This window comes from Puia dinghuensis (assembly GCF_014642875.1).
Taxonomy (GTDB): domain Bacteria; phylum Bacteroidota; class Bacteroidia; order Chitinophagales; family Chitinophagaceae; genus Puia; species Puia dinghuensis.
On record NZ_BMJC01000002.1, the window covers coordinates 72,392 to 94,969 of the forward strand.

The window sequence follows — 22,578 nt, forward strand, 5'->3', positions numbered from 1 at the left end:
TATGTCAAACAGAAGAGAATTCCTCAAGCTCGGCGGCGCCGCCGCCCTCGGCAGCTTCGCCATCAGTAAGCAGGCACAGGCCTTCTTCAGCAAAGCCGCCGGTTCATCCGGCCACCCGGGCAAGGCGCTTCACCCCATCGGCTTGCAGTTGTTCACCCTCTTCACCTTCATCGATAACGACGTCCCCGGCAATCTGAAGAAGGTGGCCGGCATCGGTTATAAAGAAATAGAATCCGCCTTCAGCAAAAAAGGTGGGTATTACGGCATGAAACCGGCGGCATTCGCCGCCCTCGTAAAGGACACCGGCATGTCCTGGAGATCCCACCACGTGCTGGGGGCCCCCTTCCACATGCCCGCCAACGCAAAACCCATCGTCGACGCCAACGGCAAACCCATCACCTTCCCGCCGATGCGCAACCTGAGAGAGAATATGCAACAGCTGGTAGACGAGGCCGCCGAAGGCGGCATCCCCTATCTCGTCTGCGCTAACACCCCGATGCACACAAGTGACGAAATAAAGAGTTCTATCGAAACGCTCAATAAGACTGGCGAAGCCTGCAAAAAAGCCGGCATCACTTTTTGCTATCACAACCACACCGAAGAATTTACAAAGGTGGACGGCGAGACACCCTATCATCTTTTCCTCACGCAACTGTCCCCCGACATAAAAATGGAGCTCGATCTCTGCTGGGCAACAAAGGCCGGCGTCGACCCCGTCGAACTGTTCAAGGCGCATCCCGGCCGCTTCCCCCTCTGGCATGCAAAAGATCTCAACAAGGAGAGAACCGGCCCCGCCCCCGTAGGCACCGGCGTCGTCGACTTCAAACGCATCTTCGACAATGCAGCCACAGCAGGGATGCAACACTTCTTTGTAGAACACGATATGCCGGCCGATGCCTTTGCCAGCATCACCACCAGCTATAACAACCTTACCAAAATTCTGAGTGCTTAAATGAAATTTTTACCCGGCATCCTGGCCCTGCTGCTGACCATCACCGCCAACGCCCAATCGCGCATCCTCGGAACCATCACCGACGAAATATCCAAACCCATCGCCGGCGCCAGCATCCACCTGCTCAACACGGAGATCACCACGGTCAGCGACAGCGCCGGCGGCTTCACTATACAGCATCTCACTGATGGCAGGTATACGCTACAGTTATCTGCCATCGGCTATGCCACTCTAGCCACCAACATCGATATCGCCGCAGGCGACAACCGGCAATCCTTCCGGCTGGCCAATTCCTTGACCCAGCTCGACGCCGTCACCGTCACCGCCGAAAAAAAAGAAGAGCTGCTGCAATCTGTACCCCTCAGCGTATCGGCTATTTCGGCCCAACAGGTGGATGACTACCGCCTCTGGGACATAAAAGGCATCACCGCCATCGTCCCCAACCTCTATTCGGGTAATTCCGGCGACGGCCGCAACGTGACGGCCATCCGCGGCATCACGACCACCTCCTATGACCCCGCCGTCGCCACTTATGTCGATGGCGTCAACCAGTTCAGCCTCGACACCTATATCCCACAACTGAATGACATCGAAAGGATCGAAGTCCTCCGCGGCCCGCAAGGCACGCTCTTTGGCCGCAATGCCATGGGTGGGGTCATCAACATCATCACAAAGCAACCCACCAATGCCACCCATGGTTTTGCCCGGGTGGATGAAGGCAACTATGGCCAGCAACGCTATGCCGCCGGCATCCGCACCCCGTTGGTAAAAGACGTGCTGTTCTTCGGTGCCTCCGCTGCCTACAGCAAACGCGACGGCTATTATACAAACGACTACAACAACACTTCCTTCGACCGGCAATCGGGTTTTACCGGCAACTATTATCTGAAATATCTCCCCGGCGCAGGCTGGTCGGCAACCCTCAACGTAAAACATCAGAACAACCGCAACTGGGGCGCCTTCCCCCTCTCCCCCAGCGCAAAGTACGCGTTGAGCCACCCCTTCCATTTGTCGCAGAACGCCGTGGGAAAAATGATCGACAACACCCTCGACGCCTCCCTGGCCATAAAGCATTCCGGAAACACCGTCGACTTTACCGCACAGACCGCCTGGCAGCATAACTATCGGTATTATATCCCTTCCGTCGATGGTGATTTCTCCCCGGCGGATGCCGTCTCCATCATCAACAACTACGGCCCGGACTGGAACAATGTCAAGGTCTTCACCCAGGAACTCCGTCTCAGCTCCGCCGATCACCGCAACTCGCCTTTCAACTGGACGGCCGGGGTCTATTTCTTTCACCAGGACGACCCCAAAAAAGTGGCGACGCATTTTGGCGCCGACGCCGCACTCGTCGGGTCACCCCAATCCAACTTTTCTTCTATCGATATTACAACGGGAAAGAATACCGGCGTTGCCGGCTATGGTCAGGTAAGCTATGCGGTCACCAGCCAATGGCAGCTCATCGCGGGACTGCGCTATGACTACGAACACCGCTATCTCGATGTAGAAGGACAATACCAAAAGGACGGCCACGCGGTCATCACTGTCAGACCCGACACTTCCGCTGCCTTGCACTTCAGCGCCCTGTCGCCAAAGGCCGGGATAAAATACCTTCTTAACCCTCACACCAACATCTATGCGACTTATAGCCGGGCCTATCGACCCGGCGGACTGACTCAGCTATCTACCGCTCCTACCCAGCCACCCCTCTATCCTTACCAGCCCGAATACAGCAACAACATCGAAGCCGGCATCAAAAACACCTGGTGGGAGCATCGGCTCGAACTCAACATCACGGCCTTCCTCTCACACGTCAACAACGCACAGGTTCCCACCCTCATCCTGCCAAGCGCCATCACCGTCACCCGCAACACCGGAAAACTGATCAGTGAAGGCCTCGAGCTCGAAGCCGCAGCCAATCCCGTAAAAGGCCTCCAGCTCCAGTACAGTTTCGGCTATACCGATGCCCATTATCAGTCCCTCGATCTCTCACAAAACGGCCACACCGTCGACCTCGCCGGGAAAAAACAGATCTATACGCCCGAACTCACGTCGATGCTCAGCCCCCAATACAGCCTCCTGCTAAACGCCCGGCGCCAACTCAAGCTGGTCCTCCACGGGGAATGGTTCTATCTGGGAAAAGAATACTTCGACCTCAATAACAAGATCTCCCAATCGCCCCACAGCATCCTCAACGCCCGCGCCGGCCTCACCATCCCCCACCTCGAACTATTCTTTTGGATGCGCAACCTCACCGACACCAAATACATCGAATACGCCTACGACTTCGGCGCCGCCCACCTCGGCGACCCGCAAACCTGGGGTGTCACCCTAAAAACATCCTGGTAACCAAATTTTGCAAGGCCCGCCTGCAAAAATTCCCCGGCGCCGTGCCTCACCAACTCGCGTCGCCCTACTCGCTCCGCAGACTCCGCACCGGGTTCTCCACCGCTGCCCGCACCGTCTGTATCCCTACCGTCACCAGCGCGATCACCAGGGTCGTCGCACCCGCCAGCACAAACACCCACCACGAAGCAGCCACCCGGTATTCAAAATTCCGCAGCCACCGGTCGAGAAAATACCAGGCCACCGGCGTCGACAGCAGGAAAGCAATCGCCACCAGCCGGATAAAATCCTTCGACAACAAACCGGTAATGGCCGGAATCGAAGCCCCAAGCACCTTCCGCACACCGATCTCCTTCCGCCGTTGCTTCATCACCAGCGAAACGATGGCAAACAACCCCAGGCAGCTGAGCAGAATGGCGATAAAAGCAGAAGTAAAGAAGATGGATGACAGCCGCCGCTCCTTATCATACCAGCGCGCGGTGTTCTCCGTAAGGTAGGAGGCCGCCGTCGGGTTGTCCGGCTCCAGCCGGTGAAAGGCCGCCTGCACAAGCCCAAGCGTCATCGCCGGGTTGGTGGTGCGCACCTTGACAAAAAGATAGTTCAGCCCCCCATGCCGCTGCAAAAACAGGGTCGTCGGCGCCAACCGCTCATTCATCGAATACAGGTGAAAATCCGGGATAACGCCGATAATATTCCACTTCGGGCCCGAACTGTCGGTGAGGAAGGACATTCCCACTACATCCTGTACGTTCTTCACCCCAAACTCCCTGGCCATACTCTCCGTGACAACTACATTGGTCACGGAAGTCGAAGTGTCGGTGCCAAAATCCCGGCTGAAATCCCGCCCAGCCAACGGTTTCATGCCAAGAACGGAAAGATAATCATAGTCGACTTGCAGCATGGTCGTGGAGAAACCCTTGTCGCCGATGGTAAAGCCAAGCCCGCTATGGCTCATGCTCCCGTCCTGCCCGATGCCGATATTCACCGAACTCCCGGTGATCCCCGCCATCCACGGCTGCGACCCCAGGTCCATCCGCAACTCATTGGCATAACGCTGGGCATTCTCGGGGTTCTTCAACGGAATGCTGATCACCGATTCCTGTACATACCCCAGGGAAGCCGTCCGCAGATGATTAAATTGCCGGTAGATGACCAGCGTTCCACTGATCAGCGCACTCGCCAGGACAAACTGGAAGGTGATCAACCCGCTGCGCAGCAGTCCGCTGCCCCGCACCGAGACCTTCCCTTTCAACACCTCCACTGTATTGAACCGCGACACCAGCCAGGCAGGATACCCCCCGGCAAGAAAGGAGACCAGCACCGCCCCCGCCAACGCCACCAACAACACCCCCGGCTGCAACAGGGTCTCTAATTTCAATTTTTCGGTAAAAAGATCATTGAATCGCTGCAAGAGCATCGACGACGCCCCCACGGCGATCACCGCGGCAACGACAAAGAGCAGCAGGCTCTCCGCCCACAGCTGGAAATAGATCTGCCGCCTCCCGGCGCCGATCGTCTTGCGGATGCCCACCTCCCTGGCCCGCGTGAACGACCGCGCCACATTGAGGTTGACAAAATTGAAACAGGCGATCAACATCACAATCCCGGCGATCAGCATCAGCGTATACAGATAGGCTTTATTCATGGAATTGCGGCCACCCAGGTCCGGGTCAAAATGAAGATCGGCTATACGTTCGAGGCGGATGGCATAATAGTCCCCGTTCGCGTCCTTGTGGTAACCCTGGCTCTTCATCTGGATCTCGTTGACAAGCCCGTGTCGCTTCACCAGCTGCCGCAGGTCCTTCTCCGCGGCCAGCACAGATGCCGAAGCCGCTAACTGGACAAAAACGGGATGATGCTGCTCATCCCAGCTATTCTTCTGGTTCGGATAGTTGGGATGTATCTCCGTCCGCGCAAGGATATAGTATTGCACACTCGAATTTTCCGGGGCATCCGCAATAACCGCCGATACCGTTACCGCTTTCCATTGTCCCGCCACCTTGATCTCCACCGGCTTCCCAACGGGGTCCTCCCCGCCAAAAAGCGCCGTCGCCGTCGACTGTGCGAGCACAACATCGCTCAACTCCGCCAGTGGCGAAGCGGCATTGCCCGCCACGATCGGAAAAGAGAACATCCCGAAAAAATCCGGGTCTACCAGCGTGATCCGTTGAAATACTTCCTTTCCCTTATAACGGATACCCGCACCAGCCGACATCAACCCCGTAGTATGTACCACCCCCGCTACCTCCTTCTTCATGGCCGGCGCCGCGGGAAAGGCCATGCTCTCCCCCCGTTTGTCCCCGCTGGCCGCATGAGAAAGATCATACGCCTTGTACAAATGATCGCCGTTCCGTTGAAAAGAGTCATAGGAAAACTCATACTGTACCATCAAAAAAAGCAGGATGCAGCAGGTAAACGCCACCGATAGGCCGATGACATTGATCGTTGCATTGAATTTGTTCTTTTGGAGATTGCGCCAGGCAGTAAGGAGATAGTTTCGGATCATGAAGTCCTTTTTGCTCTAAGACACAAATCGGCGACCATCTTTTTACGTCTCTGTCTATCAGACTCTTACAAACCGCCTCAAAAACGAAACTGTTCGTTTTCAATACACTTGCTGTTCCATTTCGCGCACTAACCCCTGCTCCCCCCACCTATCTTTGCGCACATCTTTTCCCCGCCCCATTTTCATTTTTTTATATTCCGCCGATTGTCATGTATTTTGGTCTTCAACCACGTGCACGTTCGTTTTATCATAAAAGCTACCGGGGATTGTGTCTACAATCCCTGGTTTTACAACATCCGACCCGCCCCTCACTCCACGATATCTCTACCGGCCACCTTCTTCTCGATCCGCTTGTCCGGAATGAGCCACATCCCGGCCACCGCGACATACAACACAAACGCCGGCCAGGGATTAAGAAAGGTCAACGCAATACCCAGGGCATAAAAAATGATGGAAGCCTTCCCCTTCCAATCCTTTCCCAGCGCAACGGCCAGCGGAGAATTGGGCCCCGCTTCTTTTATCAGCAGCCGGCAAAGGATCATATAGGCAAGCCCATTCATAAACAGCACGACCCCATACAGAACCACAGGCCATGTCGCAAAACGGCTGTTCCCCATCCATGCGGTAGCAAACGGCATAAGCGACAACCAGAACAGCAGGTGGAGGTTGCCCCAAAGGATGGCCCCATTCACCCGCTGCACCGCATAAAGCATATGATGGTGGTTATTCCAATAGATGCCGACAAGGATAAAGCTGAGGGTATAACTGATGAAGACAGGCGCCACCGGCGCCAGGTCGTGCAGGCTTGCCCCCTGCGGGACATGCAGTTCAAGCACCATAATAGTGATGATGATCGCGAACACTCCATCACTGAAAGCTTCCAATCGGCCTTTTTTCATAGTATCGTATTGATATTTACTCCGTCGTCAGCCCCCAATCGATCCCCTTCAGCGTCGCCGGCACCCCTTCCACCATCCAGCGCGGCGCACGCTCTCCCTTCAGGTAGTAGCCAAAAAATTGCGACAAGCGCATCGACCAGTCCTTCCGGTCGCGCCGCTCTGTTAGTCCATGCCCCTCTCCGTTATACTCGATAAGCCAGGTCTTTTTACCAAGCCGCCGCAAGGCGGAGAAATATTCGATCCCCTGGTACCAGGGTACGGCCCCATCGGCATCGTTATGCATCATCAGCAACGGCGTCGTCACCTTATCGGCGCGGAACAACGGCGAATTCTTAAGATAAAGATCGGGCCGTTGCCACAACGTCGAACCGATGCGGCTCTGCGATTTCTCATACTGAAACTGGCGGCTGATCCCCGACTCCCAGCGGATGCCCCCATAGGCGCTGGTCATATTCGCCACCGGCGCCCCCGCCTCGGCCGCCGCAAAAAGATGCGTCCGCGTCACCAGGTACGCCACCTGGTATCCACCCCAACTATGTCCCTGCAACCCCATCTTCGTCGTGTCAACCCACTTGAATCGTGACAAATATCGCGCCGCCGAGATCACGGAATTATAGGCATCTTCCCCAGGCTGACCCGTCTTGTAGTAAATATCCGGATCGAACACCAGGTATCCATTGCTCACAAAATACGCGATATTGATCGAAGCCCGCACAGGCTGCGGCGCGATATAGTCATACCGTGTCCGGGCATCCCGTTCGTAGAAATAGAAGATCACCGGATATTTCTTTGTACTGTCGAAATCTTCCGGCTTGTACAGAAGCCCTTCGCTTTGCTTCCCATCAAGCATTTTCCAGTGATGCAGCTCGACGGTCAGCCAGTTGTAATCTTTCTGTTGCGGGTTGATTTGACTATACTGCCGCCTGTCTACATACACATCATAGGGCTTATCGAAATTACCCCTGAGCCAACCATACACCGCCGCCTTCTTTGCCTTGAAGAACCCGTTATAGCTCTGCGCACCGGTGAGCCCACCAGTTGTATCAGCATCGAAGGTCGAGCCCAACCGATGCAGCACAAACCCCTCGGACATATCCCGCTGATTGAATACGGTCAACAGTAAGACCTGACCCGCATGCACAGCGGAGTCCTCGCGTAGCAATCGTCCCTCTCGCCCTCTTCGTTCCTCCTGGTCAAGGCGAATAGTACGGAAGGTAAGTTGCTGCCGCCGGCCAACTCCGCGTGTAATGCATTCCGGCGGAGTCCTACCCTCGGGATCGCACTGCCAGATATCATATTTGTCATAGATATACACCTCCCTGTCCCCTTCCAGCCAGCCCATCATCCCATGGGGCGGCGGGTCATCGGGATGATCGTCCTCTTCGTCGTACAGCGGCGCCCGGATACCGGCCGTGATATTGTTCACTTTTCCGCTAGCCGTCGAATAAGTATACCAGTTACGGCCCTTCCAGTCGTACCACAGGATATACTGACCGCCCGGGGAAAGCGTCGCGCCACCGCGCACCTTGTCCTGCACCGGCCGGCGGCTTCCGTCAGCCATATCGATAAGATACAGCTTCTGCAACCCACTTTGTTCCCACTGCTGCTGGATACGATAGGGCCGGGAGGTCATCCCCAGCGCATAGCGGCCATTACCTTCCTGGCCGGGGATCACAGTCTCGCAGTCGGCGTCACCAAGTGGCACAAGACGGCTCTCGCCTTTTGGCAGCACGGCCAGGTAGCTGCGCTTTAGTTCGTTGTTCGCCTGCACCAGCTGTTGGGGCGAAAGATAGTCGTCGTTATAGTTCCACACATCCAGTCGTGCCGTTTCAAAGTCTACGAGGTTGGTATCCTTTGGCGTGCGGATGGGCGCCAGACCGATATAAAGGCGGCTGCCGTCTTTGCTGAAGGCGTTGGTGAAGTCTGAGCTAACGGTAAATCCCTTGCTTTCCGTCGGCGGCAAAGGGCTGGGATGGTTGGGACTGGCTGCCAGGGCTGCGGCGATGCTGCCGGCGTCGGCGCGAACTATTGCACTATCCATTCCCGGGGTATAATACCAGAGGCGGTAGAATTTTACAAGGGCCTTGGGGACGCTGTCCCGCTCGGCTACAAACGCCAACTGGGCGCCGGCCTCGTCGAGGGCATAGTTCTTCGCATCGTGGAAGCCGCGCAACACCGTGTCTGTCTTGCCGTTTGCGGTGTTCACCCATAGGACAAAAGCCTTGGAAAGCGAGTCCGCGTTGCGGCTTGTCGTTTCGACGATCAGCGTATTGCCCTCGGCACTAAGTGTATATTCGCTGGTTAGCGGGAATCGTCTCTCTGCTCCGCTGTGCAGATTCAGCAGGACGAGATCGGTACCTTCCTCCTGCGTTTCACCCACCGTCGCACCACCCCGGCCCCTGGAACCCGCCGACGCCGCCTTCCAACCTTTCGCCTCCACCTCTGCCACCTGGTGACGCAGACTGTCCGCTACTCGTGCCAAACTATCCGCCCGCGCCATCAACAACCGGATGCGGGTCGCCGAGTCAGGTGTCGCAGGTACCAACTTCTCAGTTAAATAAGCTAACCATTCTCCATTCTTTTCCGCAACCTTATAAGATTTCACCCTCGCCATCTTCACAAGATGGTCCGTCCCCAGCTCCAGCCAGCCCAGGCTATCCTTTGGTGACTGGTCCGGCGTCCGTTTGCGGATGCGGGCTTCCCGGCTGTCTTTGAAGAAAGGGTGGATCAGGAAAATGACAAACCGGCCATCCTCCGTGATCGTTGCATCCGCCCCGCGCGGTATCTCTTTTGCATAGTCTCCTGAAGTAGCGCGGATGACAAGTCGTCCATCCCCTTCCTGGGGCGTGATGGTATAAACAAGCCATTTGCCGTCGTTGGAGAGCAGGCTTTCGCCGACGCTCTGCCATCCGTCGTATACAGAATGGTCCAGGGGCTTTTTCTGAGCTTGAGCCGGGGCCGCAGCGGTCAATACAATAAAAACCAGGGTAAAAAAGCGGGCTTTCATTCGCAGAATTTTGGTATCATCGAATTTAATCCAAACCCCGGACACCCGGCGAACAATTTACACGACCGGGGCGTTGAAGGTAGCACCCCCAATTTACCACAACAAAAAACACTTTACATATGAGTACCAAACTAAGTTTCCGGAAAGATTTCACCCTTGGCGGGGAATTGACGGTCCGCCGGATGGGTTATGGCGCCATGCGTATCACCGGTCCGGGCATCTGGGGTCCACCCAGGGATAGGGCCGAAGCCATCCGGGTGTTGCAACGCGCCGTGGAGTTGGGTGTCAATTTCATCGATACGGCGGATAGCTATGGCCCCCATATCTCGGAAGAACTCATCGCCGAAGCCCTCTATCCCTATCCTGCCGGGCTCGTCATCGCGACCAAGGGCGGCTTCCTGCGCAGCGGTCCCAACCAGTGGCATATCAATGCCAGTCCCAAACATTTGAAGGAAGCCCTGGAAGGCAGCCTCACCCGTCTCCGCCTCGACAGCATCCCGTTATACCAGTTGCATCGTATCGACCCGACCTTACCCTTCGAGCCGACTCTCGAGTTCCTGCAGGGTGTACAGGAAGAAGGGCTGGTGCAGCACATCGGCCTGTCCGAAGTAAGCGTAGAGGAAATAAAGAAGGCGGAGGAATATATTGAGATCGTGTCGGTCCAAAACAAATACAGCCAGGACTATCGTAAATGGGAATCCGTGTTGCGCTACTGCGAAGAGACCGACATGGCCTTCATCCCCTGGAATCCGATCAATGCCGGCAATCTCGGCAGCATGTCTTCGGTCGAATACGTCGCCAGCAAGATCGGCGCCACGCCCCACCAGGTCGCCCTCGCCTGGGTGCTCTATCATTCTTCCAACACGCTGCTCATCCCCGGCACTTCCAGCGTCCAACACCTCGAAGAAAATCTCGCCGCCGAAAACCTCGAACTCACCGAAGAAATGCTCGAGCGCCTCGAAAAATAATCCCCGCCCTCGCCTAACGACTCGGGCTCCGCGCCGCCGCCGCACCCTCGTGCCCGTGTCGCGCCCCTGCCGCCACACCACTCAAAGCCCGGTCCATCACCATGGTCTGTTGGGCCGCGATTCATTTGATGAATGAAATTTTAAGTGTAGATTTGTGCTACTCCGTCAGTGTTGAAAGTAAACTTGCACACTAATCCAATCATTTGTATATTTATTATATATGCCAATTACCACCTATCATATCCGCATTAAAAAGAATTACGCCGCCGCCATCCTCAAAGACTTGCAAAAGCTCGACGCCGTAGAGCTCCGGCCGGAAGAAGATATTGTCATCCCCGAATGGCAGAAAAAAGAGGTCCGTAAACGCATCAAGGAGATACAAAAACATCCCGAGAAGGCTATCCCCTGGGAAGAAGCGCAGAAGAAATTCAAGCGGTTGACTAAATGACAAGGTACAAGGTTATCTATTCTCCGCACGCCCTAATCGACCTGGAAGACGCTGTCTATGCCTACAACCGGATGCAACGAGGCCTCGGCAAACGTTTCGCCGCCCAGGTGCAACAGGCCTTACGATCCATCAAAAGTAACCCCCATTTTGCTTCCTTTCGCTACGACGAGGTGCGCTGCGCTCAAGTTCCTCGGTTCCCCTACTTGGTCCACTACACCATCGACGAAGAAGCCCGCATCGTCCTCATAGCCGCCATCTATAGCACCCGCCAAAAACCACTCTGGGAATAGCCTTTATATATGAACCCTCTCCCCACCCAACATCCGCCTTATCTCCCCCTCGATCGCCTCCGGCTTCGTCACCGGCGAATACCGCTTCACCGGCCTGCCATTCGCGTCGATTAGAAATTTCGTGAAATTCCACTTGATCCTACTGCCGAAAAGGCCACCCAGCTTCTTCTTCAAATACCGAAACACCGGATTCGTCCCCGGTCCGTTCACCTCCGTCTTCTCAAACAACGGAAACGTTACCCCGTAGTTGACAAGACAGGTCTGCTCCATCGCCTCATTGGTCAACGGCTCCTGGCTCCCGAACTGATTACACGGAAATCCCAGCACCACCAGCCCCTGGTCTTTATACTCCTGGTACAATTTTTCCAACCCCGCAAACTGCGGCGTAAGCCCGCATTGCGTAGCCGTATTGACAACAAGCACCACCTTTCCCCGATAGTCGGCCATACTGACGGAATGCCCCTGGGGTGTATTGGCGCTTAGATCATAAAATTCATTTGCCATACCTAAAAGTAAACAAAAAACCCCAGGCGGAAACCCGGGGATGAGATGTTGAAAGTTGGTATGCAATCGCTAGAGTGACAAGCAGCAGGCTCTCTGCTACCTGCTAAAGGTAGGGCTTTTTCGTACATCCACACCACAGGGAAAAAATTTCTTTTACCCTAAAAGTCGCGACAGGACTGGCTTTGACAGCACAACAGATCAAAAATCGACTAAAAATGCACGTCTGTTAAAAATATCGACACGGTTAATCCCATAAATGCATTTTTTATGCCGCTCACTGATCTATACTCATAGAACTATCCGAATTAAGATGCATATTATTTTTATCTAATGTATCCCCGCGCACCTCCCCGCGCGACTCCCCTGCCCCCTCCCTATGCATCTCCCCATGCCTTCGGCGCACGCTCATTTTCTATTTCCTGAAAATAAGCTATTACGTTATATTGCCCTCATGCAAAAGTCCTGGTATCGCCCATTCATTCCCCATGCCATCGCCATCGGGGTATTTTTATTGGTAGCCGTCGTCTACTGCAAACCCATCTTCGAACATAAAACCCTTTCTCCCGACGATACCGCCGGCTGGAAGGCCATGGCACAGAACTCCTTCCAATACAAAGAGATTCATGGACGATTTCCGCTCTGGACCGAAAATCTCTTCTGCGGCATGCCCGCCTACCAGATCGCCATGGACACCCCGGCCTTCTCACCACAATACCTTATATATAATATTCTCACGCTGGGCCTGCCGGCGCCCGCCAACTTCTTTCTCCTCGCCTGCATCTGCTTCTACCTGCTTGCCCTCGCCCTTCGGGTAAACCCTTACGTGGGCATGTTCACGGCCCTGGCCTATGCCTATTCCACCTATAACCCATCTATCCTCGTCGTCGGCCACTCGACAAAGATGGAAGCCATCGCGATCATGCCCGCCTTCCTCGCCTCCCTCCTCTGGCTCTATGAGAAAAAGTACTGGCTGGGAACCGCCACCCTTGCCCTCTTCACCTCCCTCTTCATCGCCGCCAACCACCCGCAGATCGTCTACTACGGCCTCATCACCGCCGCTTTTATGACCCTCGCCTATCTCATCCGCTGGGTCCGTCAAAAAGACTATCGCCACATCGCCCTCGTCATAGCCCTCGGGGCCGCAGCCGGACTCATCGGCATCGCCAGCAACGCCGTGGTCATCCTCACCACCATGGATTACGCAAAAGCCTCGCTGCGCAACGGCAGCGACCTGGCTACCGCCGGTGGGAACATCACCAAAACAGGCCTCAGCCAGGACTATGCGCTCAGCTATAGCATGTATAAGACCGAGGCCTTCACCCTCTTTGTCCCCAAGATCTACGGCGGCGGTAACTTCGACGCCCAGATGACCGCCGACGACTCCAAAACCATGACCGCCCTCCAAAATATGCCGCCTCAGATAGGTCAACAATTACAACAAATGGTCCGCAGCTACTGGGGTGGCATCGGTGGTACCGCCGGTCCCGCCTATGCGGGCGCCGTCATCTGCCTCTTCGGCCTGATGGGCTTCTTCCTGCTCGACGGCAAACACAAATGGTGGATGCTGGCAGCAGGCGTCCTCGCCATCCTGATGAGCTGGGGCAGCTATTTCGTCGAATTCAACGGCCCTCTGCTCAAAATACTCCCCGGCTATAGCAAATTCCGGGCGCCAAGCGTCATCATCGTCATCCCTACCCTCCTGCTTTGTATGCTGGCCGCCCTCAGCCTCAACCGGCTGCTGACCCTGACCGCCGCAGAAAGCGACGCCACCTGGAAACAATATAAAAAAGGACTTTATCTCATGGGCGGCATCTTCGTCATCCTCTTCCTGCTCTACATGAGCTTCGACTATACCACCGAGGGAGACCGCGGCTTCCAACAACGCATTACCTCCGCACCGGCCGAGGTGCAGGAATTCATCCGCTCGTTCCTCCATGCCCTGCGGGACGATCGGCAAAGCATGTTCCTCGGCAGCATCTTCCGCAGTCTCGCCTACATCGCCATCGCCGCCACTATCGGCTTCTTCTGGCTAAAAGGCAAACTCAAACCTTTCCTCTCCCTTGGCCTCATCGGCACCCTGGCCTTCATCGATCTCATCACCACCGACATTCAATACCTCAACGCCGATAAATACCAGGACGAAGAGGAAGCCCAAACCCCCTTCCAACCCACACCCGCCGACCAGCAGATATTGACGGACAAAAGCTATTACCGTGTCTTCGATCTCCGCGAAGGACGGGAAAACATCACAAACAGCGGACCGACCCCCTATTTCCATCATTCCATCACCGGCTATCATCCAGCCAAACTCAGCATTTACGAGGATATCATCGAGAATCAACTATACAAATACCCCAATTGCCAGCCGGTATTGAACATGCTCAATACCAAATATCTCCTGTTACCCACCGCAGGTGGCCGCGACTCCGTCGCACTCAACAAAGCGGCCCTCGGCCCGGTATGGCTGGTCCGCGGCATCCGCTATGCCCCCGACGCGCGCACGGTGATGGATGCGCTCACCGACCTGGACACCAGAGATACGGCTATTCTCTTCACCGCCGACCAGAGCAAGGCCGCGGACGCAACACCCGCAAACACCGACTCCATCTGGCTCGAAAAGAACGACAATGACGAAATGACCTATCACGCCACCACCACCGCCCCACGCTTCGCCGTCTTTAGCGAAGTCTACTACAACCGCGGCTGGCACGCCTACATCAACAACAACGAAGTCCCCATCATCCGCACCGACTATGTGCTCCGCGGCCTCTCCATCCCCGCAGGCAGCCACACCATCAGGTTCACCTTCCACCCGGCCTCTTACTACACCGGCACGACGATCCAGATCATCGCGGGCATCTTCATGCTGGCATTGCTGCTCGCCACCGCCTTCCAGATCATTCGAAAAAGGTCTTTTTGACCCTTAATGGCTAAAAACGAGCGTAAACAATAACATGGGGGTAATCTGAAATCACCTAACTTCGTGCCCTTTTAAGTTCAAAAAGGCTTTGTTTTTAGTTATGGCTATCGTCGTCGTGTTTTTCCTGTGTCATTGGTTTCTGTCCCTATTTTCACAAACATTCTTCCTGCATCGCTATGCTTCGCACAAGATGTTTAAGATGAATAAATTTTGGGAGAAGTTCTTCTACGGCTTCACCTTCGTCTCCCAGGGCTCGTCCTTCCTCAACCCCCGCGCCTACGCCATCCTCCACCGGATGCACCATGCCTACAGCGACACGGAAAAAGACCCTCACTCCCCGCATTTTATAAAGGATGTCTGGGGCCTGATGATAAAGACCAAGAACATCTATCTCGACTATCTTAGATACAAGTTGGAACCCGAACCGGCCTTTCGCGATCGTTATCCCACCTGGCCCTCTCTCGATCGCCTAAGCGATCTCTGGCCCACCCGCATCGCCTTCGGCCTCGGCTACACCGCATTCTATGTCGCCTTTGCAACGCACTGGTGGCTCTACCTGCTGCTGCCCATTCACTATTTTATGGGGCCCATCCACGGAGCCATCGTCAATTGGTGCGGACATAAATATGGCTATTCCAACTATGACAACCACGATCATAGCAAGAATACCCTCCCGCTGGACTTCCTCATGATGGGCGAACTGTTTCAGAACAACCATCATAAGAGTCCCAACGACGCCAATTTTGCCCGTAAATGGTTCGAACTGGACCCCACTTATCCCATCATGCGGGCCCTGCACGCACTCCGCATCATCCGGCTGAGAAAGTTTTGATCACCGGCTCATGCCGAACGGGGAATTTCACCGAATTGGCGATAAAACAAAGCTTATTGGCCTCATGATGCAAGGCCTGCGCCTTCCCGATCATCCCGGACTCAGTAACGGTAATGACAGGCCGCAGTACGACCACCGTAAAATGACCGCCGCCATCACTGGTCTCCTGCATGACTCCCGACGCCGAATCCTCGTAATCGACGACGACAACCCCATTGACGGCGCAGAGATGCAGGTACCACAGCATGTGACAGGAAGATAAGGAAGCAACAAGCAGTTCCTCCGGGTTATACCGCTGCGGGTTACCGCGAAAGGAAGGATCCGAAGAACCGGGTATCTCCGGCTTGCCGGTCGCGGAAAGGACATGATCCCGGTCGTAGGCGCGATAGTTACTCGTGCCCTCGCCCCGGTTACCGGTCCACCGGAGCTGCGTAGCGTAATGATGTTCTTTTTCCATAGGCCCGTAAAATTAAACAATATCGACAAAGGGCGTATTTTTAGGTCATGAATACGCCCTCCGCCTTTTCCCGCCTGCCCCTGGCCGTTATCGGCTGCTTGCTGCTGACCGCCACCCTCCGGGCACAAACCCCGGCAATACCGGTGAACACCGAACCCGCCTTCACCGTCATCCCCCTCGGCGTGCGCGGCGGACTGGACGAAAGCAACCTCTCTTCTTATATGGTGGCCGCAAAAGGCGGACAGGACTACATCTGTCTCGACGCCGGAACTATATATACGGGCATTAAGCTATCTGTAGATAATGGACTCTTCCCCCCACCGATAAGTGCCATCCTGCGCAACAGGATAAAAGGTTATTTCATCTCCCACCCGCACCTCGACCATGTTGCCGGGCTGATCATCAGCTCCCCCGACGACAGCGCCAAGAATATTTATGGTCTGCCGTCCTGCCTCACCGTACTAAAAGAAAAATATTTCACCTGGGAAAGCTGGGCCAACTTCGGCGACGATGGTGAAAAACCCCAGCTAAAAAAATACCACTACGTGCCGATGGAACCCGGTAAAGAGCTCTTCGCCGCGGGGACACCCCTCTTCGTACAAGCATTTCCGTTAAGTCATGGCAACCCGTACGAAAGCACGGCCTTCCTCGTACGCAATGGCGGCAACAGCCTTTTATATTTCGGTGACACCGGCGCCGACAGCGTCGAACATTCAACCCGGATGCAGGCCGTTTGGCAGGCCGTTGCCCCCCTGGTAACCGCCGGTAAGCTGAAAGCCATTTTTATAGAGGTCTCCTTCCCCAATGAACAACCGGTAAAGTCGCTCTTCGGCCACCTGACCCCCGCCCTGCTGCAACAAGAGCTGCAAACCCTCGCCCACCTCACCGGCGCAGGCGCCCTCAAAGGTCTCCCCGTCGTCATCACCCACCGCAAACCCGTCGGCAACCAGGAAGAAGCCATCCGTCGCCAGCTCCTGGCCAACAACCCGCTGCAGGTAAAACTCATCTTCCCCCAACAAGCCCACCGCCTCGACCTCTGAGTCCCACCCAACGAGGTTAAAATATGCTCATACTGGGTTAAAATCCGGCCAACCGGAGGCCCCAAAACCCCGTTCTTTGAAATAGCTAAGTTTAAACTTAGTATGATGCTTGCTCGATAATTAGTATAGCCGGTCATATCCCCCCGCCATCGGGAGAAGTTTCTCCCGCTAAAAAATTATGTTTGCAAGATTCGACTGCCTGCCCTACCGTTCAACTTCAAAATAATGAGCAATGACAGAGCGAAAAACAAGTTCCACCAATTACCGCAACCAATCCTTCCTGGAAGAAAAATGCAGCCTTAATGAGTTGCTCGATCTCGTCAGCAAGAGATGGTTCAGCGACGTCCTGTTCTGTATCCAGGAAGGCAACAACCGCTTCAAACTCATCAAGGACGATCTCAAGTACATAAGCGATACCATCCTGTCCGACAGACTAAAGCTGCTCGAACGGTATGGCCTCATCACCCGCACCGACTTCGACGAGATCCCCCCGAAAGTGGAGTATTCCCTCACCGACAAAGGAGAAGAGCTCTCCGGTCTGCTCGGACAGATGTGCGATTTCAGTGACACACTGATGGCGAAAATAGACACCCGCGCAAAGGCGGCCGCTCTAAACACGTAAGAAGATCTTCTTCCTGTACATAAGGTACAGCACCGCCCATTTCACGGCCAGGAAACAAAATACCATGGCAAAGGCATTCCATGGACTGCCGATCAATTGCCCTACCCAGGCAAAAAATCCATCGGTCATATACTTCCAATTGATAAAATGACCTGATATGTAGATAAAGATGGAGTTCATCCCGATCACCGTAAAGAAGAAAGCCCATTTCTTGTACCCCCGCACGTCGATGATATAATAAAAGGCGGCCAGCAACAGCAGGCTGATCCCACCCACATTCAACACAAACGAGCTCGTCCACAGGTTCTTGTTTATCGGAAACACGACATTCCACGCCAACGCCAGCACGATCGAAACAACTCCGGCCAGCGCCAGCCTTACCGACTTGGCCGCGCCCGAAAGCGAGCTGTTCTTCAAAAGCTGCCCCGCCAGGATACCCAGCAGCCCCGTCCCTATCGCCGGTATCGTGGACATCAAACCCTCCGGATCATGTATCTTCAGATACAGCCGGCCAGGAATGATCGACCGGTCGATATAGGAAGCAAAATTCCCTTCCATCGTCAGGTCACCACGCGGGAAACCAGGCGCAGAAGTAAAGGTTAATAGTAACCAATACCCGATAAGCAATCCCGCAAACCAGATCCACTGCCCGCGTTGCTTCGTATACAGGTAGATGATATTCGCAAACATATACGCCAGTCCTATGCGCCCCAGCACACTGCAAAACCGCACCTCGGCCAGGGGATGGATCTTCAACCCGTTGTTATAATAGATACCCAGCAACACCAGGATGAGCCCGCGGCGCACGACACGCCACAACAGTTTCTGCCGCGATGTCCCCTTCTCCAGCTCCTTACCGACGGAATAAGGCGTAGCCACCCCCGCAATAAACAGGAATAACGGAAAGATCAGGTCGTAGAAATGAAACCCATTCCACGCCGGGTGTTCGAATTGATCGGATAACGTCTGCCAGAAAGGACTTCCGGTTATCTTCGCAAGGCTATGGAATATCTCCTCTCCGCCCGCAATCCAGAACATATCAAAACCCCGAAGGGCATCCAGCGAGTAGAGCCGCTGGGAAGGTGTGGTTTGGGTCATAATAGATATGAATATAGGAAAATTATTGCCTACATTTAGGACCATGCAACGAAAAGAATTTCTGTCTAAATCGCTGCTCACCGGCGGTTCCCTTCTGGCAGGCAGCGCACTCACCGCTGCCGCATGCGGACCCGCACAACAAACCACCGGCACGCCCTTCCATCTCAACTACGGCATCCACGACGGAACATTCCGCAATCACGCCGGACCGAACTTCACCGATCAGATCCGCTTTGCCTACGAACAAGGCTTCCGCGCCATCGAAGACAACGGAATGATGGACCGCCCCGCCGCCGAACAGGCCCGCATCGGCGATACGCTAAAACAGCTGGGCATGAGCATGGGGGTCTTTGTCCTCAACTTCGACCACTGGCCCCTGAGCACTTCCCTCTGCTCGGGCGACCCCGCCTGGCTGGAAAAATTCCTTAAAGCCTGCCACGACGCCGTCGACACCGCAGCCCGTTGTCAGGGCAAATGGATCACCGTCGTTCCTGGTAACTACGACCGCAAACTGGCCATGGGCTACCAGACGACAAACGTCATCCACGCCCTGCGCAAAGCATGCGAGATACTCGAACCACACGGCCTCATCATGGTGCTCGAAGCGCTCAGCGACACCCCTGATCTCTTCCTGCGCCATCCCGACCAGACCTATATGATCTGCGAAGCCGTCAACAGCCCCTCCTGCCAATACCTCTTCGACATGTATCACATGCAGCGCAACGAAGGCGATCTCATCTCCAACATCGACCGTGCCTGGGATCATATCGCCTACTTCCAGATCGGCGACAACCCCGGCCGCAAAGAACCAGGAACAGGAGAAATGAACTACAAGAACATTTTTAAACATATCTATCAGAAGGGCTACAAAGGCGTCCTCGGCATGGAGCACGGCATGGCAGGCACCGGTATCGATGGCGAAAAAGCCCTGATAAAAGCATACCGCGAAGCAGATGACTTTCTATAGATCCCTCACCGCCGCCCTACTCTTTCTTTGCCTTACTACCCACGGCCAGTCATTACCAGATTCCATCCGCAGCATCGCCCCTATGGCCCAGGGCACCGTCGGCGTCGCCTACAAAATGGCCGGCGCCCCATCCTACGAAGGCCTCAACACCAACGCGCATCTGCCCATGCAAAGTGTCTATAAGTTCCATCTGGCGCTTTACTTCCTAGACCAGGTAGACAAAAAACACCTCACCCTCGACCAGCCCATCCCCATCAGTAAGGACGACTGGGAGCCAAAAGAATTTAGCCCCCTTCGCGATCAATATAAAACGCCACCCGCATCCCTGCGGCTGCGCGATCTCCTGGCAGCGATCATCATCAACAGCGACAACGTCGCCTGCGACATCCTTTTCCGCAAGGCCGGCGGCCCCGCGCAAGTAGATTCGTATATAAAAGGATTAGGCATCCCCGATATCTCTATCGCCGCCACCGAAGCTCAGATGCATCACTCCTGGCCCGTCCAGTACACCAACTGGACCACCCCCGCCGCCATGCTCGCCCTGCTCGAAAAATTCGACGCCGGCCTGCTGCTTACCCCGGCAAGCACCCAACAGCTGCTGCAATGGATGACAGCCTCCACCCGCATCTCCCGCCGCCTCAAAGGTCTCCTGCCCACCGGCACCCCCGTCGCACATAAACCCGGCACATCCGATGTTTCGCCCGAAGGCATCGCCGCAGCCACCAACGACGTCGGCATCATCACCCTCCCCAACAAAAAGCACCTGCTCATCGCCGTCTTCGTCACCGACGCAAAAGCCACCGAAACCACCCGCGAATGGGTCATCGCCCGCATCGCCCAACTAGTCTTCCAGGCCAACACCACCTCCGCCGAGACGCCATAACCCCTCCCCATCCCCCGCCGCCCCAAAACCATCCCTTCCGAAAACCCCAACCCCCCAAAAAAATCCCCCGCAAAAAAATTCCTCCCCAAAAACTTGCCGGACTCAAAAAATTGTCGCAACTTAGTGCACTACTTCACTAGTACACTACCTATGGTATCCATCCAAAACCTCCATTTCGCCTACCGCCGTCGCCCCGTCTTCTCGGGCCTCGACCTCGTATTGCAACCCGGCCACATCTACGGGCTGCTCGGCCGCAACGGCACCGGCAAATCAACCCTGCTCCACAACATCGCCGGCTACCTCTTCCCCCAACAGGGACAGATCGAAGCCTTCGGTTTCACCCCACGCAAGCGCCTGCCCGCCTTCCTGGGAAAACTCTTTCATGTCCCGGAAGACTTCCAGCTGCCGGACATCTCCCTCGCCCAATGGATAAACCACACGGCGCCCTTCTACCCCGGCTTCGATCAGCAACAGTTCGAACATTATACCCGGGAGTTCGCCATCCCTACTTTCAACGGCCTGCGCGAACTCAGCTATGGTCAGCAGAAAAAAGTCCTCATCAGCCTCGCCCTCGCGACAAACGCCCCCTTGCTCCTGCTGGACGAGCCCACCAACGGTCTCGACATCCACAGCAAAAGCCAGTTCAGGAAAGTCATCGCCGGCGCATTGGACGACGAAAAATGCATCCTCATCAGCACGCACCAGGTAAAAGACCTGGAAAACCTCATCGACCACCTGATGATCCTCGAAGACGGAAAGATCCTCTTCCACCAACCCATGAGCCGCATCGCTGAGACCCTGCTCTTCAAACTCACCTTCGACCCGGAAGAAGAAGCACAGGCCCTCTATAGCGAGTCATCATTAAAAGGCCATGCCCTCATCCTGTCCAACCACGACAGAGAGGACAGCCGGCCCGATCTGGAAATGCTCTACAAAGCCGTCCTGCTCAACAGTAAAACCATCAACGCCCTTTTCCCATGAGAACGACCCCTGCAAACCAGTTCTTCAGCTTCTCCCGTTGGAGCCTGCTCGTCGGCAAACACTGGGTAGAACACCGTCGCGGCTATATCCTGTCGCTGCTGGCCATCGCCGGCCTCCTGGCTGTCTTCTTCACCTTTATCATCCTGATGCAAGGCTATGCAACCCTGGTCATAGCCCAATTCTTCGCCTTTTTCGGCGGACTTTATTTCGCCGGCTGTCTTTTCTCCAGCCTCCTCTTCGCCGACCTCAGTACAAAAAAGGAAGCCCTGCCCTGGTTGTCCCTGCCCGCCTCCCAATTCGAGAAACTGCTCTGCGCCCTGCTCTTCAGCGTCGTATTCTTCTTCATCGCCTATACCGTAGTCTTCTATTGCGTAGACATACCCATGGTGCACTGGGCTAACAACGCACTCCGCCATCACCCCCAAAACTGGCCCAACACCAACCAGCCGATCCCCTTCCTGTCCGTATATAACGTCTTCACTGCAGTAGGCGCCCCTATCCCGGAAGCCAACCACCATTTGTTTCTTTATAGCTATTTCACCGCCCAGGCCGTAGCCCTGCTCGGTTCGGTATACTACACCCGCTATGCCTTTATAAAGACTGTCATCGTAGGGGTCCTCTTCCTGATAGCCTTTGTCCTCTTTGAGAACACTGTCATCACCCCGATGCTTCCCAGAAACTGGAATAATGATGTGTTTCGCTGGGACCAGATGAAATATATAATGGAGCCACCCCAAAACGAGGTCCGGCTGCCGGCTGGTGTCGAGCAAATGCTGATCACGCTCATCCAATTCGGGCTGCCCCCGTTCTTCTGGTTCATCACCTATCACCGGCTCAAAGAAAAACAGGTATAGC

The 22,578-nt window shown here is 55.1% G+C and carries 19 protein-coding genes; 13 read left to right on the top strand and 6 right to left on the bottom strand.

Going from position 1 to position 22,578, the window contains the following annotated elements:
* Position 1: 1 nt before the first annotated feature.
* Together IEY39_RS08435 and IEY39_RS08440 are read left to right on the top strand one after the other, a co-directional pair.
* Entirely contained in the window at positions 2–952 is a 951-nt protein-coding gene (locus IEY39_RS08435; protein WP_188930515.1) for a sugar phosphate isomerase/epimerase family protein, read from the top strand.
* The gene (locus IEY39_RS08440) at positions 953–3,304 is read left to right on the top strand and encodes a TonB-dependent receptor (RefSeq protein WP_188930517.1); all 2,352 of its coding nucleotides are present in this window, start codon (positions 953–955) and stop codon (positions 3,302–3,304) included.
* Positions 3,305–3,368: 64 nt separating this feature from the next.
* Here the strand turns inward: IEY39_RS08440 and IEY39_RS08445 are convergent, their stop codons facing one another.
* From IEY39_RS08445 to IEY39_RS08455, 3 genes are all read right to left on the bottom strand, one after another.
* Positions 3,369–5,807, bottom strand: a complete 2,439-nt coding sequence (locus IEY39_RS08445; RefSeq protein ID WP_188930519.1) for an ABC transporter permease — start codon at positions 5,805–5,807, stop codon at positions 3,369–3,371.
* 308 nt (positions 5,808–6,115) lie between these two features.
* Positions 6,116–6,706 (bottom strand): TMEM175 family protein, encoded by a 591-nt coding sequence (locus tag IEY39_RS08450; protein WP_188930521.1) that lies wholly within the window; start codon positions 6,704–6,706, stop codon positions 6,116–6,118.
* 16 nt (positions 6,707–6,722) lie between these two features.
* Positions 6,723–9,713: an alpha/beta hydrolase family protein gene (locus IEY39_RS08455; protein ID WP_188930523.1), complete on the bottom strand. Its 2,991-nt coding sequence runs from the start codon at positions 9,711–9,713 to the stop codon at positions 6,723–6,725.
* 119 nt (positions 9,714–9,832) lie between these two features.
* On the opposite strand from IEY39_RS08455, the gene IEY39_RS08460 reads away from it, so the two are divergent.
* The 3 genes from IEY39_RS08460 (at position 9,833) to IEY39_RS08470 (ending at position 11,419) form a co-directional block, all read left to right on the top strand.
* Entirely contained in the window at positions 9,833–10,681 is an 849-nt protein-coding gene (locus tag IEY39_RS08460) for an aldo/keto reductase (RefSeq protein WP_188930525.1), read from the top strand.
* 220 nt (positions 10,682–10,901) lie between these two features.
* Positions 10,902–11,129: an addiction module protein gene (locus tag IEY39_RS08465; RefSeq protein ID WP_188930527.1), complete on the top strand. Its 228-nt coding sequence runs from the start codon at positions 10,902–10,904 to the stop codon at positions 11,127–11,129.
* Positions 11,126–11,419, top strand: a complete 294-nt coding sequence (locus tag IEY39_RS08470) for a type II toxin-antitoxin system RelE/ParE family toxin (RefSeq protein ID WP_188930529.1) — start codon at positions 11,126–11,128, stop codon at positions 11,417–11,419. The genes IEY39_RS08465 and IEY39_RS08470 overlap by 4 nt, the downstream gene beginning before the upstream one ends.
* A gap of 3 nt (positions 11,420–11,422) precedes the next feature.
* On the opposite strand, the gene IEY39_RS08475 is transcribed toward IEY39_RS08470, so the two are convergent.
* Positions 11,423–11,923: a glutathione peroxidase gene (locus IEY39_RS08475; protein ID WP_188930531.1), complete on the bottom strand. Its 501-nt coding sequence runs from the start codon at positions 11,921–11,923 to the stop codon at positions 11,423–11,425.
* Between the two features lie 451 nt (positions 11,924–12,374).
* On the opposite strand from IEY39_RS08475, the gene IEY39_RS08480 reads away from it, so the two are divergent.
* The gene (locus IEY39_RS08480; RefSeq protein WP_188930533.1) at positions 12,375–14,843 is read left to right on the top strand and encodes a YfhO family protein; all 2,469 of its coding nucleotides are present in this window, start codon (positions 12,375–12,377) and stop codon (positions 14,841–14,843) included.
* A gap of 100 nt (positions 14,844–14,943) precedes the next feature.
* Positions 14,944–15,675, top strand: coding sequence for an acyl-CoA desaturase (locus IEY39_RS08485; RefSeq protein WP_188930535.1), 732 nt, complete (start codon positions 14,944–14,946; stop codon positions 15,673–15,675).
* On the opposite strand, the gene IEY39_RS08490 is transcribed toward IEY39_RS08485, so the two are convergent.
* Positions 15,653–16,132, bottom strand: coding sequence for an OsmC family protein (locus IEY39_RS08490; protein WP_188930537.1), 480 nt, complete (start codon positions 16,130–16,132; stop codon positions 15,653–15,655). The genes IEY39_RS08485 and IEY39_RS08490 overlap by 23 nt on opposite strands.
* A gap of 47 nt (positions 16,133–16,179) precedes the next feature.
* Here IEY39_RS08490 and IEY39_RS08495 point away from each other — a divergent pair, with 47 nt between their 5' ends.
* Both IEY39_RS08495 and IEY39_RS08500 read left to right on the top strand, forming a co-directional pair.
* Positions 16,180–17,172 (top strand): MBL fold metallo-hydrolase, encoded by a 993-nt coding sequence (locus tag IEY39_RS08495; protein WP_188930539.1) that lies wholly within the window; start codon positions 16,180–16,182, stop codon positions 17,170–17,172.
* Between the two features lie 232 nt (positions 17,173–17,404).
* On the top strand, positions 17,405–17,794 hold the full coding sequence (locus IEY39_RS08500) for a winged helix-turn-helix transcriptional regulator (protein ID WP_188930541.1): 390 nt from the start codon (positions 17,405–17,407) through the stop codon (positions 17,792–17,794).
* Here IEY39_RS08500 and IEY39_RS08505 read toward each other — a convergent pair.
* On the bottom strand, positions 17,783–18,892 hold the full coding sequence (locus IEY39_RS08505; protein ID WP_188930543.1) for an acyltransferase family protein: 1,110 nt from the start codon (positions 18,890–18,892) through the stop codon (positions 17,783–17,785). The two genes, IEY39_RS08500 and IEY39_RS08505, sit on opposite strands and share 12 nt — an antisense overlap.
* A gap of 43 nt (positions 18,893–18,935) precedes the next feature.
* Here IEY39_RS08505 and IEY39_RS08510 point away from each other — a divergent pair, with 43 nt between their 5' ends.
* The 4 genes from IEY39_RS08510 to IEY39_RS08525 all read left to right on the top strand — a co-directional run bounded on the left by IEY39_RS08510 (position 18,936) and on the right by IEY39_RS08525 (position 22,577).
* Positions 18,936–19,859 (top strand): hydroxypyruvate isomerase family protein, encoded by a 924-nt coding sequence (locus tag IEY39_RS08510; RefSeq protein WP_188930545.1) that lies wholly within the window; start codon positions 18,936–18,938, stop codon positions 19,857–19,859.
* Positions 19,846–20,742 (top strand): class A beta-lactamase, encoded by an 897-nt coding sequence (gene bla / locus IEY39_RS08515; RefSeq protein WP_188930547.1) that lies wholly within the window; start codon positions 19,846–19,848, stop codon positions 20,740–20,742. The genes IEY39_RS08510 and bla overlap by 14 nt, the downstream gene beginning before the upstream one ends.
* 150 nt (positions 20,743–20,892) lie before the next feature.
* On the top strand, positions 20,893–21,723 hold the full coding sequence (locus tag IEY39_RS08520) for an ABC transporter ATP-binding protein (RefSeq protein WP_188930549.1): 831 nt from the start codon (positions 20,893–20,895) through the stop codon (positions 21,721–21,723).
* Positions 21,720–22,577 (top strand): hypothetical protein, encoded by an 858-nt coding sequence (locus IEY39_RS08525; RefSeq protein WP_188930552.1) that lies wholly within the window; start codon positions 21,720–21,722, stop codon positions 22,575–22,577. The genes IEY39_RS08520 and IEY39_RS08525 overlap by 4 nt, the downstream gene beginning before the upstream one ends.
* Position 22,578 lies beyond the last annotated feature (1 nt).

Coding starts and splice junctions, on each gene's coding strand:
- IEY39_RS08510 (WP_188930545.1), top strand. CDS start 18,936: ATGCAACGAAAAGAATTTCTGTCTAAATCGCTGCTCACCGGCGGTTCC.
- IEY39_RS08435 (WP_188930515.1), top strand. CDS start 2: ATGTCAAACAGAAGAGAATTCCTCAAGCTCGGCGGCGCCGCCGCCCTC.
- IEY39_RS08505 (WP_188930543.1), bottom strand. CDS start 18,892: ATGACCCAAACCACACCTTCCCAGCGGCTCTACTCGCTGGATGCCCTT.
- bla (WP_188930547.1), top strand. CDS start 19,846: ATGACTTTCTATAGATCCCTCACCGCCGCCCTACTCTTTCTTTGCCTT.
- IEY39_RS08485 (WP_188930535.1), top strand. CDS start 14,944: ATGGCTATCGTCGTCGTGTTTTTCCTGTGTCATTGGTTTCTGTCCCTA.
- IEY39_RS08455 (WP_188930523.1), bottom strand. CDS start 9,713: ATGAAAGCCCGCTTTTTTACCCTGGTTTTTATTGTATTGACCGCTGCG.
- IEY39_RS08480 (WP_188930533.1), top strand. CDS start 12,375: ATGCAAAAGTCCTGGTATCGCCCATTCATTCCCCATGCCATCGCCATC.
- IEY39_RS08475 (WP_188930531.1), bottom strand. CDS start 11,923: ATGGCAAATGAATTTTATGATCTAAGCGCCAATACACCCCAGGGGCAT.
- IEY39_RS08450 (WP_188930521.1), bottom strand. CDS start 6,706: ATGAAAAAAGGCCGATTGGAAGCTTTCAGTGATGGAGTGTTCGCGATC.
- IEY39_RS08445 (WP_188930519.1), bottom strand. CDS start 5,807: ATGATCCGAAACTATCTCCTTACTGCCTGGCGCAATCTCCAAAAGAAC.
- IEY39_RS08500 (WP_188930541.1), top strand. CDS start 17,405: ATGACAGAGCGAAAAACAAGTTCCACCAATTACCGCAACCAATCCTTC.
- IEY39_RS08495 (WP_188930539.1), top strand. CDS start 16,180: ATGAATACGCCCTCCGCCTTTTCCCGCCTGCCCCTGGCCGTTATCGGC.
- IEY39_RS08525 (WP_188930552.1), top strand. CDS start 21,720: ATGAGAACGACCCCTGCAAACCAGTTCTTCAGCTTCTCCCGTTGGAGC.
- IEY39_RS08520 (WP_188930549.1), top strand. CDS start 20,893: ATGGTATCCATCCAAAACCTCCATTTCGCCTACCGCCGTCGCCCCGTC.
- IEY39_RS08465 (WP_188930527.1), top strand. CDS start 10,902: ATGCCAATTACCACCTATCATATCCGCATTAAAAAGAATTACGCCGCC.
- IEY39_RS08440 (WP_188930517.1), top strand. CDS start 953: ATGAAATTTTTACCCGGCATCCTGGCCCTGCTGCTGACCATCACCGCC.
- IEY39_RS08490 (WP_188930537.1), bottom strand. CDS start 16,132: ATGGAAAAAGAACATCATTACGCTACGCAGCTCCGGTGGACCGGTAAC.
- IEY39_RS08470 (WP_188930529.1), top strand. CDS start 11,126: ATGACAAGGTACAAGGTTATCTATTCTCCGCACGCCCTAATCGACCTG.
- IEY39_RS08460 (WP_188930525.1), top strand. CDS start 9,833: ATGAGTACCAAACTAAGTTTCCGGAAAGATTTCACCCTTGGCGGGGAA.